Source organism: Nocardia sp. CA-107356 (assembly GCF_050946365.1).
Lineage (GTDB): Bacteria > Actinomycetota > Actinomycetes > Mycobacteriales > Mycobacteriaceae > Nocardia.
This window is the reverse complement of the sequence record NZ_CP191992.1, coordinates 3283134-3300764: the sequence shown is the minus strand read 5'-3', so window position 1 is coordinate 3300764 and position 17631 is coordinate 3283134. Positions and strand designations below refer to the sequence as shown.

Below are 17631 nucleotides of genomic sequence, written 5' to 3'. Positions count from 1 at the left end.
CACGTTTCGGTTGCTGGCGTGTCGCGGTGGCAGAGTACCTATGTGCCTACCAACCGGACGACCACCGGATCGCTGCTCACCGCGTTGTGCCCCGATCTGCGGGCCGCGCTGACCCGCGTCGGCTACGACGCCGACACGCTGCTGGAAGCGCTCGGCGCGGACGCGCACGCGGCGCTCGGCCGATCCGAACCGGTACCGGTGCGCCGAGCCGCACGCGCGGCCGGAGCCCTCGGCACCCTGATCCGCCTGTTGCTGCTCGGTGACGCGCTGCCCGAACGCGAGGTCGCGGTCGCACTGGCACCGCTGGCTATCGATCGCGCGGTAGCGGCGGGCCTGCTCATCCGCGACGGCGACGACGTGCGCGCGGCCCTGGATCTGCGCCCGCTCGACGCGGGCGAAGGCACCCGCTGGATCCTGTCCGATCTCGATGATTCGATGCGCCGACGCACACTGACCGAGGACCATGTGCTGGGCGTCGGCCACGCCTCGCTCTCCTTGCTGCGCGCCACCCCGACCCGACGCGTCGATTCGGTCCTCGATCTCGGCACCGGTTGCGGCGTCCAGGCGGTGCACGCCGCCGCCTATGCCGATCGGGTAACCGCCACCGACGTGAACACCCGCGCCCTGTGGCTGGCCGAGGCGACAGCCGCACTCAACGAAATCGATATCGAACTCCTGGAAGGATCCTGGTTCGACCCGGTAGCCGGTCGCCGCTTCGACCAGGTGGTCGCCAATCCGCCGTTCGTCGTCGGCCCCGCCCGCATCGAACACACCTACCGCGACTCCGGGATCGCCCTCGATGGCGCAAGCGAATTGGTGATATCGCAGGCCCCCGATCTGCTCGCACCCGGCGGCACTGCTGCCATGCTCGCGGCCTGGGTGCATGTGGACGGCGAGGACTGGCGCCAGCGGGTCTCGTCCTGGTTGCCCGCGCACGGCGTCGATGCCTGGGTGGTCCAGCGCGATGTCGCCGATCCTGCCCTCTATGTCGGAACCTGGTTGCGCGATGCGGGTTTGGATCCACGCGACCCGGCCGCACAGGCCCGCGCCGAACAGTGGCTCGATGCCTTCACCGCCGCCGATGTCGACGGCATCGGCTTCGGCTTCGTCTACCTGCACGCCATCGACGGCCCCACCGAAGTGCTCGCCGAGGACCTGACCCACGGCTTCGACGATCCGCTCGGCGCCGAGGCCACCGCATATTTCGCCCGCTCGGCCTGGCTGCGCGCTGCCGCCAGGGAGAATCTGGTCTGGAGTTCGCGTTTCGTGGTCGATCCGGCCACCGCGCTGGAGCGGGTCTACCTGCACGGTGAATACGGCTGGGACCAGCAGGTCGCGCGGTTGCACCGCGGCGACGGTCCGCGCTGGCAGCACGAGGTGGATGAGTCCACCATCGCACTCGTGGCGGGAATGCGGGCCGACGGTTTGCCGTTGGAAGAGCTGATCGAACTGCTGGCACTGGCCCATGGATCGGGCGAGGTGACCGAGGAGTTCGCGGCCGACGCATTATCCGTGGTGGCCGGGTTGGTTCGCCACGGTTTGGTGCGGCCCGTGTAACGAAGCGGCAAACACACGCCGCGCATCCGAGACTTCGCGCACGGGCTGTTCCGACAGGGCGGGGTTCTCAGGAACTTCTCAGACGCGAGTGATGGAAACCGCAGTTCAGAGCGGTTTATCGGAGCAGTAGCGGGGAACTTTCTACCTGTCGGTTCCGTTGATCGGAGTGAGACACCACCGACAGGAGGCAAGTCATGACAAGCCCCGCCACCACTCGTGTGCGCACCAGCGATTCGGACCTCGACGCCCAGAGCCCTGCCGCCGACCTGGTACGTGTGTACCTGAATGGGATCGGCCGTACCGCACTGCTCACGGCAGCCGACGAGGTCGAGCTGGCCAAGCGCATCGAGGCGGGCCTCTACGCGCAGCATCTGCTGGAGACCGGCAAACGGCTGTCGGCCACCCGCAAGCGCGATCTGGCCATTGTCGTCCGCGAGGGTCAGACCGCGCGCTCGCATCTGCTCGAAGCCAACCTCCGGCTCGTGGTCTCGCTCGCCAAGCGCTACACCGGCCGCGGCATGCCGCTGCTGGACCTGATCCAAGAGGGCAATCTCGGCCTGATCAGGGCGATGGAGAAGTTCGACTACGCCAAGGGCTTCAAGTTCTCCACCTATGCCACCTGGTGGATCCGTCAGGCCATCACCCGCGGTATGGCCGATCAGAGCCGCACCATCCGCCTCCCCGTGCATCTGGTCGAGCAGGTCAACAAGCTGGCCAGGATCAAGCGTGAACTGCATCAGCAGCTCGGCCGCGAGGCCACCGACGCGGAACTGGCCAACGAATCGGGCATCCCGGTCGACAAGATCTCCGATCTGCTCGACCACAGCCGCGACCCGGTAAGCCTGGACATGCCCGTCGGCAATGACGAAGAAGCGCCGCTGGGCGACTTCATCGAGGACTCCGAGGCCACCTCGGCCGAGTCCGCCGTGATCGCTGGACTGTTGCACCACGACGTGCGCAGCGTGCTCGCCACCCTGGACGAGCGCGAGCAGCAGGTCATCCGGCTGCGCTTCGGCCTGGACGACGGCCAGCCGCGCACCCTCGATCAGATCGGCAAGCTCTTCGGGCTCTCCCGTGAGCGGGTGCGCCAGATCGAGCGTGAGGTCATGTCGAAGCTGCGCAAGGGTGAGCGGGCCGATCGCCTGCGCGCCTACGCCAGCTGAGCACAATCCCGCGGTAACTCGTGCCGGCGACCCGGCACGTGCCCTAGACGCCGGACGGCATCCGAGGCCGGTCCGGCGTCCGGCTTGGTGACCCGGGATGGTCACCTCGAAACGCCGACCGGTGTCCGCGCGTCCCGCCCCCTCCGGGTTTCGCGCGAGCCGGTCGGCGATCCTCTTGATCGGAAGGTCTTCGCGGTCAGCGTTTCCCATTGTCGGCGATGGCCCGTACCGCACGGTGCATAGTATTTCCGCAATGCAGGGACCGACACTGCGCGATGTGGCCTCGGCGGCCGGTGTGCATACCGCGACGGCTTCACGCGCACTCAATCCGAATGCTCGTGCCCTGGTGCATCCGGACACCGCACGACGGGTGCTGCGTGCGGCGGAATCACTGGGTTACCGACCGAATCCGGTTGTCAGGAGCCTGAAGACGGTAAAGTCCGGCTCGGTCGGGCTGGTCATCCCCAACCTCACCAATCCGCTCTTTCCGCCGATCGTGCGCGGCATCGAGGATGTCCTGGCCCCCGCCGGATACAGCACACTCATCGTCAATACCGACGACCGGCCCGACCGCGAGCAGGCCCAGATCACCTCGTTGCGTTCGCGCCATGCCGAAGGTTTGATCATCGCCACCGCGCTGCTGGAGCATCCTCTGTTGCGGCAGTTGCAGGAGCAGCGCGTGCCCATGGTGCTGGTCAATTGCCGGACCGAGGGTCTCGACGTCGGATCGGTCGCGGCGAATGACGCGGCGGGCATCGGGCTCGCAGTGCGCCATCTCCTCGACCTGGGCCATCGCCGAATCCTTCACCTCGCAGGCCCGCAGACCACCTCCACCGGTGTCGAGCGCCTACGTGCCTTCCGAACTGCCATTCGCGAACACGATCTCGACGACGGCAGTCGAATCATGGTGTGCGACAGCTGGACCGAAGATGCCGGAGCTCGAGCACTGCGCACGGCACTCGATTCCGGCGAGGAGTGCACCGCCGTGGTCGCCGGGAACGATCTCATCGCCCTCGGCTGCTACGACGTTTTCGCCGAACGCGGCATCACCTGCCCCACCGACGTCAGCGTGATCGGCTTCAACGGCATGCCCTTTCTGGACAAACTCGATCCCCCGCTGACCACCATCGCCATCCCCCATCACGACATCGGCCGCGAAGCCGCACGGATGCTCCTCGAATCCATCGCCGAACCCGACCGTACCCCCCGCTCGGTCCTACTGCCCCCCTCGCTGGTGATCCGCGCCTCCGCTGCCCCACCCCACCACTGACCGATCCCGTCGCCCGTTCCCCGAGTCACACCCCGCACACCACCGACATCCGGAACAGCCACTGATCCGGCGCTCACGACCCGGCCGGTCCGGTCATTCGATGCTCTGTCCGAGCCAACGCCGAAGCCCGCTGACCGATCGACCATTCCTGAGTCGCGGCTGCCGCGCCACCGACACCGACCGGCGACTCCGGCCGGTCATTTCGTCCGACGCGCTACCGAGCCGACGTCGAAACGAACGACTCGGGACCGAAATGGGCATGAGCATGGCGGATCGCCGCGGCGTTCGTCGCGCGGACCGACAGCTCGCGCATCGCCGGGACAGGGTCGCGAAGCGCCGGAATACTCAGCCGAGGCGGCGGGGGCCGGTGTCGAAGCGACTGGGTTCGGGGCCGAAGCGGGCTCGGGCGTAGAGGATGGCGGCGGCATTCGGGGAGGCGAGAACCGGGTCGAAGGATAGTTCGCGGATTTCTGGGAGGTCGTCGAAGAGGGCCGAGACGCGTTGGGCGAGTTCGGCCAGGGCGGGTTTGTCGACGCGAGGGCTGGCCGGGGTGCCGGATAAGAGCGGGGCCGCGCGCGGGGCGTCGATGAGGGCGGTGGCCTCGTCAGCGGTGAGCGGGAGGGCGCGGTAGGCGCGATCGCCGAGGAGTTCGATGATCATGCCGGACAGGCCGAATTCGATGACCGAGCCGAAGGACGGGTCGTCCTGCACCCGCAGCACACAGCCGACTCCCGGGTTGGCCATCTTCTGGATGTGCACGGCCGGATCACCGCACAGCTCCACCAGGTGCGCATAGGCCTGGCGCACGGCCTCCGGACGCCACAGGTCCAGTCGAACACCGCTGAGATCCGGTCGCCGCCGCCACATTTCGCCGGTCGCCTTGGCCGCCACCGGATAGCCGAGTTCCTCGGCCGCCGCCACCGCCTCGTCGGCACCGCGGACCTCACGGAATTCGACGACGCGAATGCCATAGCAGTCCAACAGGTCCACCGCTTCCAGGTCGGTCAACCACCGGCCGTCGGACTCCCGCATCCATCCGGCGACCAACCGCTTGGCCCGCTCTGCATCGATGCCCGTCGGACGCGCCACCGTCGAAACCGGTTTCGTGCACCACTGCGCGTACCCGTGTGCCTTGGCCAGCGCACGAGCGGCCCGCTCCGGATCCGGATAGGACGGAATCGACCCGCGCGCCGCCGTACCGCCCAGACCGCGCACCGCGAGAAGATTCGGGATCCCCTGCTCGGCAACGAAAGTGGTGAGAATGGGTTTGTCCGAATGGGGTACGGCCGCCGCGGCCTCGCGGATGGCATCGGCGAATCCAGCCATCGGCAGCGGCACCGGCGGCGCGAAAACCACGATCACCGCATCGATCTCGTCCGAGCGCAGCGCGGCGACGACCGCGTCCAGGTACGCGCCCGGCGTCGCATCCGGACCGAGGTTCACCGGATCGCCGACCGATTCCTCGTCCACCACACGCTCGGTGGGGCGGGGACGTCGAACGTCCTCCGGCGGCACCGCGGCGGGCCGCCGCACCTCCAGCCCCTCACCGCGCGCGGCGTCGACGGCCAGCCAGTTCAATGCCGCGCTATTGCCGATCACGGCAACCCGGGGACCGGCGGGCAGCGGCTGATAACCGAGCAGCGCGGCGCAGTCGAACAGTTCCGAAATCGAGTCGACCTGAACGATTCCCGACTGCGCGAACAAGTCACGCACGATGGAGCGGTCCATATCTCCGGTCGGCTGCGCCCGCGCGGCCAACCGGCCGCTGCTCACTGCGACGATCGGTTTACTCCGCGCGACCCGGCGCGCGATCCGGGAGAACTTGCGCGGATTACCGAAACTCTCCAGATACAGCAGGATCACGTCGGTGGCGGAATCGGTATCCCAGTACTGCAGCAGATCGTTGCCGGACACGTCGGCGCGATTGCCCGCCGAGACGAAAGTCGATAATCCCAGGTTGCGCGCCGCGGCCTCACCGAGGATGGCCGCGCCCAACGGCCCAGACTGACAGAAGAATCCGATACGCCCGCGCCCGGGCAGCACCGAGGCGAGGGTCGCGTTCAACGAGACCGCGGCGTCGGTGTTGGCGATGCCGAGCGCACTCGGCCCGACCACCCGCATCCCGTGTCCGCGCGCCGCGGCGACCAGTTCGTGTTCGGCGACCACACCACCGGCACCGGTCTCGCCGAAGCCCGCGGTCAACACCACCAACCCCTTGACACCCTTGGCCATACAGTCGTCGAGGACCGAGCTGATCGCTTCGGGAGGCACCGCGACCACGGCCAGATCCACCTCGTCGGGAATATCGCGCACGGTCGGATAGGCCCGTACCCCGCGCACCGAGCGCCGGTTCGGATTGACCGGGAACACCGGGCCCTGGAACACCCCGGACAGCAGATTGGCCAGGATCACCCCGCCGACTCGGGCCGGACCCATGGTGGCGCCGATCACCGCGACCGAACGCGGCGCGAGCAGATTGCCCACACTGCGCGCCTCAGAGGCGCGTTCGCGCGAATCCCGCACCGAGAGTAGGGCTTCAGTGGGATCGATGGCGAATTCCAGATGCAGTACCGAACCGTCCCTGCTGCGCTCCACCTGATAGCCCGCGTCACGGAACACCGTGACCATCACGGTGTTCTCGGCGAGCACCTCGGCGACGAAGGTTTCGATCTTGTTCTCGGCGGCCGCCCCGGCCAGATGTTCGAGCAGGATCGAGCCGAGTCCGCGTCCCTGATGTCCGTCGGCCACCACGAACGCGACCTCGGCGGCACGCGGTCCGGGGCGGTCGGTCAGCAGTTCGTAGCGGCCGACCGCGATGATCGCGTCGCCGAGCACCAGTAGCAGCCCGACCCGGTCGTGATGGTCGACATGGGTGGAGCGGTACAGGTCCTTGGGCGAAATGCGCGGATACGGACCGAAGTAGCGCAGATATCGGGTGCGATCCGATAGTGCCGCATGGAACTCCTGCAACCGATCGGCGTCGCCGGGCGTGATCGGGCGCAACCGCACCACGCCACCGTCGGAGGCGAGCACATCGGCGAACCAGTGCTGCGGTGGCGGTGGCGGCACCGCCGGAGTGCTGGGAGAATCCGGGACGGGCGGGTTCTCAGTCACGGGGGTCCTCCGGATCCAGTCCGAGCAACCCGAAGGTGGCTCGGCGCGTAGCCAATACGGCCATGTCGATAGCGCGTTGCGCGCGGTCGGTGCGCGCGTCCCCAGTTTCCTCGGTGCCGCCAGGTCCATCCCACCGACGGAACGAGATGTCACCACCGTCACCCATGGTGCGCGGCGGGTCGACGGTCGGGGCCGCCGCACGGACCAGCTCGATCCAGTCCTGTGGGACCGCGGCATCCGGCGCGATGGTGCGATCCAGCGCGGTCGCCAGCAGATGCGTCCAAGCGCGCGGCACGACGCGCACCAGGCCGTAACCGCCGCCACCGACGGCGAGCCACCGGCCTTCGGCATATTCGTCGGCCAGATCGCGCATGGCGATGAAGGCGGCGCGCTGACCGTCCACGGTCAGTTCCATATCGGCGAGGGGGTCCTCGCGATGGGTGTCGACACCGCATTGGCTGACCACGATCTGCGGGCGGAACGCCGCGAGCGCACCGGGCACGATCGCGTCGAAGCCGCGCAGCCACTGGGCATCGCGGGTGCCGGGCAGCACCGCCAGATTGATCGCGGTGCCCTCGGCGGCACCGTGGCCGTTCTCCTCGGGCCAACCCGTATTGGGCCACAAGGTGGCTGGATGCTGGTGGATCGAAATCGTCAGTACCCGTGGGTCGGCGTAGAAGGCGCGCTGCACGCCGTCGCCGTGATGCACGTCGACATCGATATAGGCGATGCGGTCGTAGCCGTGATCCAGGAGCCAGGAAATGGCCACGGCCGCATCGTTGTAGATGCAGAATCCGGCGGCCGAATCCGGCATCGCGTGGTGCATACCGCCGCCGATGCTCACCGCGCGCCGGGTCCGGCCCTCGGCGATTTCGCGCGCGGCGGCGAGCGTGCCGCCGACGATCACCGAGGCTGCTTGATGCATCCGCGGGAACACCGGATTATCCGGTGAGCCGAGACCGAACGGCGGTGCGAGCGGCGCACCGGCGGGCGGCGTGGCATGTTCCACCGCCGCGATGTAGTCGGCGGTGTGGATGCGCAATAGATCCGACACCTGCGCCTGCTCGGGCACCAATCGCTCGACACCGTCGAGTAATCCGAGACTTTCCGCCAGCGCCATGGTGAACTTCAAGCGCGCCGGTTTCATGGGGTGTTCCGGCGTCCACGCGTACTCGAGGAATCGGTCAGTCCAGACAACGGTCCCCGATCGCGACTCGAGATCATCGTCGTCGAGCGGCGCGCAGAATTCGCCGTGCGGTGCAGTGGGCATGCTCGCAACGCTACGCGGGAAGCTAACCGCCCCGTAGGACGTTCGTATGCAGTAGAAATACAAGCATGTGCGAACACGGCGACCTGCCGTGCGCCGACAGAATTCCCACAGCGCAGTCACGGGTGTAGCGCGAGATGACGCGGCACGCGGGGGTGTCGTCGTGCGTGGGTAGAATTCGTGCCGACGAAGGGTTAACAGGTGAAGGATCTGGTCGACACCACGGAGATGTACCTCCGTACCATCTACGACCTCGAGGAAGAGGGCGTAGTGCCCCTGCGCGCGCGTATCGCCGAGCGCCTCGAGCAGAGTGGTCCGACGGTGAGCCAGACCGTCGCGCGGATGGAACGCGATGGTCTGCTGCTGGTCGCCGGTGACCGCCATCTCGAACTGACCGAGAAGGGCCGCAGCATGGCGGTCGCGGTCATGCGCAAGCATCGCCTCGCCGAGCGGCTGCTCGTCGATATCATCGGGCTCGACTGGCAGAACGTGCACGCCGAGGCGTGCCGCTGGGAGCACGTCATGAGCGAGGACGTCGAGCGGCGGCTGGTCGAGGTGCTCAACCACCCGACCACCTCGCCCTATGGCAACCCGATTCCGGGCCTGGACGAGCTGGGCATCGCCCCACCGAACGCCGCCGAGGAGACCCTGGTGCGACTCTCGGATCTGCCGCACGGCCAGGTACACGCGGTCGTGGTGCGCCGACTCGCCGAGCATATCCAGACCGATCCCGAGGTCATCGGCCAACTGCGGCAGGGCGGCGTGGTGCCCGATGCCCGCGTGACGGTCGAGACCAAACCCGGCTCGGTGGTCATCACCGTGCCCGGCCATGAGGGTTTCGAACTCTCGGACGAAATGGCCCACGCCGTCCAGGTGAAGCTGGTCTGAGGCGTGAAACTTCTGGTCACGGGTGGCGCGGGCTACGTCGGTGGTGTCTGCGCGCAGGTTCTGCTCGAATCGGGGCACGAGGTCGTGGTGGTCGACGATCTGTCGACCGGCAATGCCGATGGCGTACCGGCCGAGGCGCGCTTCGTCGAGGGTGATGTCGCGGTCGCCGCGCCCGCACTGCTCGAGGCCGAATCCTTCGACGGTGTCCTGCATTTCGCCGCGCAGTCGCTGGTCGGCGAGTCGGTGCAGCAGCCGGAGAAGTACTGGCAGGGCAATGTGGTGAAGACCCTCGAACTGCTGGAGGCGATGCGCCGCACCGGAACGCCGAAGCTGGTCTTCTCCTCGACCGCGGCGGTCTACGGCGAACCCGAACAGGTGCCGATCACCGAGGACGCGCCGACCCGGCCGACCAATCCCTACGGTGCTTCGAAACTCGCCATCGACCACGCCATCACCTCCTACTCGATCGCGCACGGTCTGGCCGCGACCAGCCTGCGCTACTTCAATGTCGCGGGCGCGTACGGTGGCCTCGGCGAAAACCGTGTCGTGGAAACCCATCTCATACCCCTCGTTTTGCAGGTCGCCCTCGGCCATCGAAAGGCGATTTCGGTCTTCGGCACCGACTGGCCGACACCAGACGGCACCGCGGTCCGCGACTACATCCACATCCGCGACCTCGCCGAGGCTCATCTGCTGGCCCTGGCCACGGCGGAATCCGGCACGCATCGCATCTTCAACCTCGGCAGCGGGACCGGATTCTCGGTCCGTGAGGTGATCTCGGCCTGCGAACGCGTCACCGGACTCCCGATCACCGCCCAGGACGCGCCACGCCGCCCCGGCGATCCGGCCACCCTCATCGCCTCGAGCGACGGTGCCATCACTGATCTGGGCTGGCGCCCCGAGCACAACGATCTCGACGAAATCGTCTCCGACGCCTGGGAATTCCTCCGGGACCTCGGTCCGCTCGCACACAGCGCAAAGTAGGCCACTGGGCCCGAGCCACATGGTGGTTGCACACCCCCGCAACCACCATGTGGCTCGCCTCGATGGTCATCGCACACCTGGGCCGAGGTCGATGCCGAGGTCAGCCGCGATACCGAGACCGCAGTATGCCAAGCGGCGCAAGGTGTCCGGGCGCATTCCGGTGCGCAGGGAGATCTCGAGCAAGATCGCCATGGAGTGGGCGGGGTCGGCGTCCAGGGCGGCTTGGAGGGCGATGCCCGCGAGGGGGCCGTCGCCGCGGATGTAAGCGCTATAGCCGAGCAGGGTTGCGGCGTCGGCGCGGTCACTGCCCTCGAATGCCCGTGTCAGCGCCACCCACAGGTTCTCCGCGGCGGCGGCGTGGTCGCCGATGGCCAGTCCGAACAGCGCATCGCGGACGACCCGATCGCGTAGTGCGGCAGCCATTTCCGCGTATTCCCGGGCGGTGCGGCAAACCTCGGAGTCGGTGTTGGCGATCTGCCACAGCACTTGTTCCAGTGCCCCCCGGTGATAGCCGTCGGGATCGCCGCGCCGGACGGCCGCCGCATACCGCTCGTACGCGATCGCGCGGGCGGTGTCGAGGTGCGCCGCCACCTGCCGCGCCAACTCATCGTCGGTAGCGACCAGATCGGTCAACTCCGAGCGAGCCCCGCGGATCGCCCGCCCTTCGAGCACATGCGCGACGGTGACCATCGAGGTGGCCGGATCCGGCAGCATCCCACGATGATTCACGTCGAGCAGACTCCACCATGGCTGGTTCGCCTCGATCGCGCGCACCGCCCATGCGTCCTCCAGGTACACCTCGGCCTGCGCCAGCCGCCGCCCGAACGCGGCGATGAGCGTGCCCAACGGCCCGGTAGTCGCCGCGCCGTGTCGGCGTGTGCGATGCGGTTCTCGCACCCGGTCATCGACGATCACCGCGAGTACCTCTGTTGCACCCTCTGCGGCGCAGATCTGCGAGATGCATTCCGCATACGCCGCCGCCAGACCCCGGCGACCGCCGTCGGGGTCCAGATCGAATCGCACCACCGCATCGATGATCGGACTGTGGTCAGGATCGGGCGCACCCCGCAATACGGCCACCACCAACGACCGCTCGGGCACGAACCCGACCATCGCGGGGACCGCCACGATCAATTCGCCAGGATCATCGACATGCAGCGCCCCGGCCGGGCTGCGATCGCCGAAAATCGGCGGCGGTTCCGCACAGGTTCCCATCGCTCGTCCGAAACCCCGTGTGCACTCCGACGATTCATCATCGTCGACATCGGAGAAGGCACGCACCGAGTCGATCCTGGACCGTGCGGCGCCTCGAGCGTGCGCGGATGTGCGCAGGTGAACGGCTGGGCTCGAGCACAGACCGTCATGAGCAGATGGACCATCGCCTGGGTCTCCGAGGGCGGGAACGGGATTCGTGGAAGTCGTCATGCATCGAGAGTGCGCTGCCACGCAGCTGGGCCCGAGGTAGCGACCTGGCCTTATCCGGAAATTGTCTTGCCCTGTGGAAATCGCTTGGTCTGTGTACGAATTGGTCTGTGGACCCGGCCACAGCGATAATCGTGTCGGTACTACCTGCTACCGTCTCGCCGGGAGCTCCTGCCGCCGATCGGCGAAACCCGCACTCATCCCTGCTTCACCTTCCGCACCGCCGTCGTGAACAGCTCGTCCAACGCCGCCGTATCCGGTTTCGCATCGCTGAAAGACATGTAGGTCACCGCGATTCGCACATCGCCGACTTGACCCGTCAGCGTCTGCATGGACTGCGTCAGCCCGGGCGTACTCACCTGCGGCGCTACCGTCCGGCGCAGCGCGAGGGTGTCGTCGGCGTCGATCGGTGGCGGTGCCTGCAGTTCGGTGGTCACCGTCGTTGTCGCGCCCGCCCGGCTGACCCGCATTTGCCGACAACGCCGCAACTGGTCGCGCAATGCCGACAGCGGCTGCCCGGTCCTGGTCAACTCGACGGTGATCGTGGCGCGCGTCTCGTTGTCGGTACCCACCGTGACGGCTGTCTGATTCGGGCCGAATTGCTGGGCTGGCGGGGCACATTCATCGGGCTGCACGGTCGAACCGCGCCCCACGCCGGTCAGATCCCCCGAGGCCTGTGCGGCCGCATCCGGTGGCAGCACCACTGCCTCGTACGGGGCCGGAAACTGCGCTTGGTCGGGCAATAGTGTCGAAAGCTGTGCCGCCACATGCTCGGTCACCGAATTCGGCCCGGAAGCGACCGGATGCCCGGTCACCGTCGACGCACACCCGGCGAGCAATACCGCGCCCGCGGCGAGGGACATCCACCCCGATACCGCGAATCCGCGTGGCCCTCTGCGCGTCGAATTCGGCACAGTCACCGTCCCACTGTGCCAAACTCCCCGTGCCCGCTCGCGATGCCACGCCGATCGGTCGAGCGACCTGCAAGCAATCGCCAGCCGATCTTTTCGAGCGACCGGCAAGCAATCGCAAGCGGTGGCAGCCGGGGCGGGAATGTGTAGGGCACGACCGATGTTGCCCTGTCTTATGGGTCGGTGTCGCCCGTGGCGGCCGGTGGCGGTGTCATGAGGGACAATGGACAGTGGTTGACCGCCGCGAAATGCCTAGCAGGGCTAGGACCTGGAAGTTCTCGGCACCAGGCGGCTCGCATCGGTGAACCGCGCAGGAAGGAGTACGCGATGGACCACGAGTCGCGAATGTACGAGTTGGAGTTCCCAGCTCCACAGCTGTCGTCCGATGATGGCTTGGGTCCGGTCTTGGTACACGGACTGGAAGGCTTCACCGATGCCGGGCATGCGGTGCGGCTGGCCACCACGCACCTGCGCGAGAGTCTCGAGAGCGAGTTGGTCGCCTCGTTCGACGTCGACGAGTTGCTCGACTACCGATCGCGTCGTCCACTGATGACATTCAAGACCGATCACTTCTCGGACTATGCCGAGCCCGAGCTGAATCTCTGGGCGCTGCGCGACACATCGGGCACCCCGTTCCTGCTGCTATCCGGGCTCGAACCGGATCTGCGCTGGGAGAAGTTCACCACCGCGGTGCGTCTGCTCGCCGAACAGCTCGGCGTGCGCCGCAGCATCGGCCTGAGCGCGATCCCGATGGCAATCCCGCACACCCGCCCGCTCGGCATCACCGCGCACTCCTCGGACCGCGATCTCATCGCCGACCACCAGCGCTGGCCGGGCGAGCTACAGGTGCCGGGTAGCGCGTCCTCGCTGCTGGAATACCGGATGGCCCAGCACGGCCACGAGTCCGTCGGTTTCTCGGTGCACGTGCCGCATTATCTCGCGCAGACCGCCTACCCGGAGGCAGCGCAGACCCTTCTCGAGCACGTCGCCGATAACGCGGGCCTCGAAATCCCCCTGGCCGCGCTCGGTGAGGCCGCCGCACGGGTCCGTGAGCAGGTCAACGAGCACATCGCGGGTAACTCCGAGGTCGAGACCGTCGTGCACGCGCTCGAGCGCCAATACGACAGCTTCGTCAGCGCACAGGAACGCCAGTCGAGCTTGCTCGTCGGCGACGGCGAACTCCCGAGCGGCGACGAATTGGGCGCCGAGTTCGAGCGCTTCCTGGCCGAGCAGGGCGGCTACGACGGCGACGAGGGCGAACAGTCCAACTGACCCGATCACCCCGACCGGGCCGTCGATGGCAGCCCGTAGGGTGGTCGGAGTGGATCTGACCGAGCTGCTCGAGATACCGGGAACCGACGCCGACGCGCTCTACGAAGCCTTCGGGGTGTGGGCGGCCGAGCAGGGCACCCCGCTGTATCCGGCGCAGGACGAGGCGCTACTGGAATTGGCGTCGGGGTCCCATGTCATCTTGGCCACCCCTACCGGGTCCGGCAAATCCCTGGTCGCGGTCGGCGCGCACCTGTTCGCGCTGACACGCGGCCTGCGCACCTACTACACCGCACCCATCAAAGCCCTGGTCAGCGAGAAGTTCTTCGCCCTGTGCGAGGTGTTCGGTGCGGACCGGGTCGGCATGGTGACCGGTGATGCCGCGGTCAATCCGGAGGCGCCGATCATCTGCGCCACCGCCGAGATCCTGGCCAATATGGCACTGCGCGAGGGCGCGGCCGCCGATGTCGGCCAGGTCGTCATGGACGAATTCCACTTCTACGCCGATCCGGACCGCGGCTGGGCCTGGCAGGTGCCGCTACTGGAACTCCCGCGCGCCCAATTCCTGCTCATGTCGGCCACGCTCGGCGAGGTCGACTTCTTCGCGGCCGATCTGCGACGCCGCACCGGTAACCCGACCGCGATCGTCGCGGGCACCGAACGCCCGGTCCCGCTGAGCTTTTCCTACGCGCGCACCCCCATCACCGAAACGTTGGAAGATCTCGTCACCACCAACCAGTCACCGGTGTACGTAGTGCATTTCACCCAGGCCGCGGCACTGGAACGCGCGCAGGCGCTGACCAGCGTCAACTTCGCCACCCGCGCCGAAAAAGACGCCATCGCAACGGCACTCGGCGACTTCCGGTTCTCCTCCGGTTTCGGTAGGACGCTGTCGCGACTGATCCGCCACGGCATCGGCGTACACCACGCGGGCATGCTGCCCAAGTACCGCCGCTTGGTGGAGCGCCTGGCCCAGGACGGTCTGCTGAAGGTGGTGTGCGGCACCGATACCCTCGGGGTCGGCATCAATGTGCCGATCCGCACGGTGCTGCTCACCGGCCTGACCAAATACGACGGTGTACGCACCCGCAGGCTGAAGGCGCGCGAATTCCATCAGATCGCGGGCCGCGCGGGCCGGGCGGGCTACGACACCATGGGCACCGTCGTGGTGCAAGCCCCCGACCACGAGGTGGAGAACACCCGACTGCTGGCCAAGGCGGGCGACGACCCGAAAAAGCAGCGCAAGGTGGTGCGTAGGAAACCGCCGGAGGGCTTCGTCTCCTGGAGCGAGGAGACCTTCGACCGTCTCGTCGCCGCCTCGCCCGAACCGATGGTGTCGCGCTTCGCCGTGACCAACTCCATGCTGCTCAATGTGATCGCTCGCCCCGGCAACTGCTTCGAGGCCATGCGCCACCTGCTCGAGGACAACCACGAGCCACGCGCCGCCCAACGCCGCCACATCCTGCGCGCCATCCGCCTGTATCGCGCCCTGCGTGACGCCGGTGTGGTGCAACAACTTCCGGAACCCGACGCACAGGGCCGCCGCGCCCGGCTCACCGTCGACCTGCAACGCGATTTCGCACTCGACCAACCCCTGTCCCCCTTCGCCCTCGCCGCGCTGGAACTGCTCGACAAGGACGCCCCCGGCTACACCCTCGACGTCATCTCGCTCATCGAATCGACGCTCGAGGATCCGCGCCAGCTGCTCATGGCCCAACAGCACAAGGCCCGGGGCCAGGCGATCAACGAGATGAAGGCCGACGGCATCGAGTACGACGAACGCATGGAACTCCTGGAGGAGGTCACCTGGCCCAAACCCCTTGCCGAACTCATCGAGCCCGCCTTCGAGACCTACCGGGCCGGGCACCCCTGGATGTCGGAGTTCGCCCCGTCCCCCAAATCGGTCGTGCGCGACATGATCGAACGTTCGATGACCTTCGCCGAGCTGATCTCGCACTATGAGCTGGCCCGCTCCGAGGGCGTGGTACTGCGCTACCTCGCCGATGCCTACCGCGCGCTGCGCCGCACCGTCCCGGAATCCGCGCGCACCGAGGACCTCGACGATATGACCGAATGGCTCGGCGAGCTTGTCCGCCAAGTGGATTCGAGTCTCCTCGACGAATGGGCGCAGCTCACCAACCCGGGCGCGGAGACCGACGCGGATCAGCTCGCCTTCGGCGCGGAGTCGGTGCGCCCGATCTCGGCCAATGAACGCGCCTTCAAGGTGATGGTCCGCAATGCCATGTTCCGCCGCGTCGAACTGGCCGCGCTGCGCCGCTGGGAAACCCTTACCGAGCTGGGCCAGGGTCCGGACTGGCAAGCGGAGCTGACACCCTATTTCGACGAGTACGGGAGCATCGGCACCGGCCCGGACGCCCGCGGTCCGCAACTGTTCCAGGTGGAACAACGCCCCGGTTTCTGGCACGTCCGCCAGGTGCTCGAGGATCCGGCGGGCGACCACGGCTGGGCGCTGGCGGCGGTGGTCGATCTCGCCGAGTCCGACGCCGCGGGCGAGATCGTATTCGACGAGGTCACGGTAGTCGCGGGGTGATCATGGTCAAGGTGTCGTCAACGAGTTAGTGAACCGGGGCATCGCGCTGATACTCTCTCGCGCGGTGCCTGAACGACGGCCGCCCCCCAAACGACGGAGAGTTCCCTTAGATTGACCGGCTCAAACATGCCCGAATCGCCCTATCTGGTCATCGCCCCGGAGCGAGTGCGCGAGAACTACCGCGCACTCGCGGCAGCGATACCCGAAGCGCGAATTCGCTTCGCGGTCAAGGCGAGCCCGGTCCCGGAACTGATCCGCCTGCTCGACGGTGCGGGCGCGGAGTTCGACGTCGCCAGCGTCGGCGAGATCGAACTGTGCGTGCGTGAGGGCGTCGACCCGGCCCGCATGTGTTACGGGAACCCGATCAAGAAGGCCGCCCATATCGCCGCCGCCTACGCCGCGGGCGTGCGCCGCTATGCGTTCGACACCGAGGACGATCTGCTGCGCATCGTCGAGCACGCGCCCGGCTCGGAGGTCGAATGCCGGTTCCTGTCCTCGGCCCCGCAGTCGACGACGCCCTTCGGCACCAAGTTCGGCTGCTCGCCCAGCGAGGCGCTGCGACTGCTGGTGCGCGCCCGCGATCTCGGACTCGTCGTCGGGGGTCCGTACTTCCATGTCGGCTCCCAGCAGACCGACCCGCGAGCTTGGCGGATCGGCATCGAACAGGCCGGCCGCATCGCTGAAGCGTTGGCGGACAAAGACATTCGGGTGCGCTCGGTAAATATCGGCGGCGGCCTGCCCATTTCGTACGTCGAGGCGGCGCCCGCACTCGACGAGATAGGGGCCGTCATCGCCGCGGCCACCGCCGAATTCCTTCCTGAGACCGCCGGACTCGTCGTCGAGCCCGGCCGCGCGCTCGTTGGTTCGGCGGGCACCATTCACGCCGAGGTCATCGGCGTGCGCATCGCGCCGGACGGACGGCGCTGGGTGTATCTCGACATCGGCCGCTACAACGGCATGGCCGAGACCGAGAACGAGTACATCGCATACCGCTTCGTCACCGAACGTGACGGAGACCCCGTGGACGAGGCGGTGGTGGCCGGACCGACCTGCGACGGCGACGATGTACTGTATCAACGCACGAAGGTCCTGCTACCGACCTCGTTGCGAGCCGGTGATCGCATCCAGATCCTCGATACCGGCGCCTATACCGCGAGCTATTCGTCGGTGTCCTTCAATGGTTTTCCGCCCTTGACCGTTCATGTCTCGGGCGCTGAGCGAGAGTGAGTTTGCCC

General features: G+C 67.5%; 12 protein-coding genes. 8 read left to right on the top strand and 4 right to left on the bottom strand.

Annotated features, from left to right (window positions below):
- Window positions 1–42 precede the first annotated feature (42 nt).
- The 3 genes from ACQP1G_RS14725 to ACQP1G_RS14715 all read left to right on the top strand — a co-directional run bounded on the left by ACQP1G_RS14725 (window position 43) and on the right by ACQP1G_RS14715 (window position 3990).
- Window positions 43–1557 carry a DUF7059 domain-containing protein gene (locus ACQP1G_RS14725; protein WP_433203780.1) on the top strand — a complete coding sequence of 505 codons (1515 nt, stop codon included), beginning with the start codon at window positions 43–45 and terminating at the stop codon, window positions 1555–1557.
- A 194-nt stretch (window positions 1558–1751) separates the two neighbouring features.
- On the top strand, window positions 1752–2720 hold the full coding sequence (locus ACQP1G_RS14720) for a sigma-70 family RNA polymerase sigma factor (protein ID WP_433203777.1): 969 nt from the start codon (window positions 1752–1754) through the stop codon (window positions 2718–2720).
- A gap of 253 nt (window positions 2721–2973) precedes the next feature.
- Window positions 2974–3990, top strand: coding sequence for a LacI family DNA-binding transcriptional regulator (locus tag ACQP1G_RS14715; protein WP_433203774.1), 1017 nt, complete (start codon window positions 2974–2976; stop codon window positions 3988–3990).
- Between the two features lie 345 nt (window positions 3991–4335).
- Here the strand turns inward: ACQP1G_RS14715 and ACQP1G_RS14710 are convergent, their stop codons facing one another.
- Both ACQP1G_RS14710 and ACQP1G_RS14705 read right to left on the bottom strand, forming a co-directional pair.
- On the bottom strand, window positions 4336–7104 hold the full coding sequence (locus ACQP1G_RS14710) for a GNAT family N-acetyltransferase (RefSeq protein ID WP_433203772.1): 2769 nt from the start codon (window positions 7102–7104) through the stop codon (window positions 4336–4338).
- Window positions 7097–8251 carry an acetoin utilization protein AcuC gene (locus tag ACQP1G_RS14705; RefSeq protein ID WP_433208513.1) on the bottom strand — a complete coding sequence of 385 codons (1155 nt, stop codon included), beginning with the start codon at window positions 8249–8251 and terminating at the stop codon, window positions 7097–7099. Before ACQP1G_RS14705 ends, ACQP1G_RS14710 begins: the two co-directional genes overlap by 8 nt.
- 321 nt (window positions 8252–8572) lie before the next feature.
- Between ACQP1G_RS14705 and ACQP1G_RS14700 the strand changes: the two genes are divergently transcribed.
- Both ACQP1G_RS14700 and galE read left to right on the top strand, forming a co-directional pair.
- Window positions 8573–9259, top strand: coding sequence for an iron dependent repressor, metal binding and dimerization domain protein (locus ACQP1G_RS14700; RefSeq protein WP_433203769.1), 687 nt, complete (start codon window positions 8573–8575; stop codon window positions 9257–9259).
- Window positions 9260–9262: 3 nt separating this feature from the next.
- Window positions 9263–10243: a UDP-glucose 4-epimerase GalE gene (galE, locus tag ACQP1G_RS14695; protein WP_433203766.1), complete on the top strand. Its 981-nt coding sequence runs from the start codon at window positions 9263–9265 to the stop codon at window positions 10241–10243.
- Window positions 10244–10309: 66 nt separating this feature from the next.
- Here the strand turns inward: galE and ACQP1G_RS14690 are convergent, their stop codons facing one another.
- Window positions 10310–11458 carry a DUF4192 domain-containing protein gene (locus ACQP1G_RS14690; RefSeq protein ID WP_433203763.1) on the bottom strand — a complete coding sequence of 383 codons (1149 nt, stop codon included), beginning with the start codon at window positions 11456–11458 and terminating at the stop codon, window positions 10310–10312.
- Window positions 11459–11862: 404 nt separating this feature from the next.
- Complete coding sequence (locus ACQP1G_RS14685) at window positions 11863–12585, bottom strand: DUF5642 family protein (RefSeq protein ID WP_433203760.1); 723 nt, start codon at window positions 12583–12585, stop codon at window positions 11863–11865.
- 318 nt (window positions 12586–12903) lie between these two features.
- Between ACQP1G_RS14685 and ACQP1G_RS14680 the strand changes: the two genes are divergently transcribed.
- The 3 genes from ACQP1G_RS14680 to ACQP1G_RS14670 all read left to right on the top strand — a co-directional run bounded on the left by ACQP1G_RS14680 (window position 12904) and on the right by ACQP1G_RS14670 (window position 17623).
- A complete protein-coding gene (locus ACQP1G_RS14680; protein WP_433203757.1) occupies window positions 12904–13848 on the top strand; it encodes a PAC2 family protein in 945 nt (314 codons plus the stop codon).
- A gap of 49 nt (window positions 13849–13897) precedes the next feature.
- Window positions 13898–16396, top strand: coding sequence for a DEAD/DEAH box helicase (locus ACQP1G_RS14675; protein WP_433203754.1), 2499 nt, complete (start codon window positions 13898–13900; stop codon window positions 16394–16396).
- 126 nt (window positions 16397–16522) lie between these two features.
- A complete protein-coding gene (locus ACQP1G_RS14670; RefSeq protein WP_433203751.1) occupies window positions 16523–17623 on the top strand; it encodes a type III PLP-dependent enzyme in 1101 nt (366 codons plus the stop codon).
- The last annotated feature ends 8 nt before the right edge of the window (window positions 17624–17631 follow it).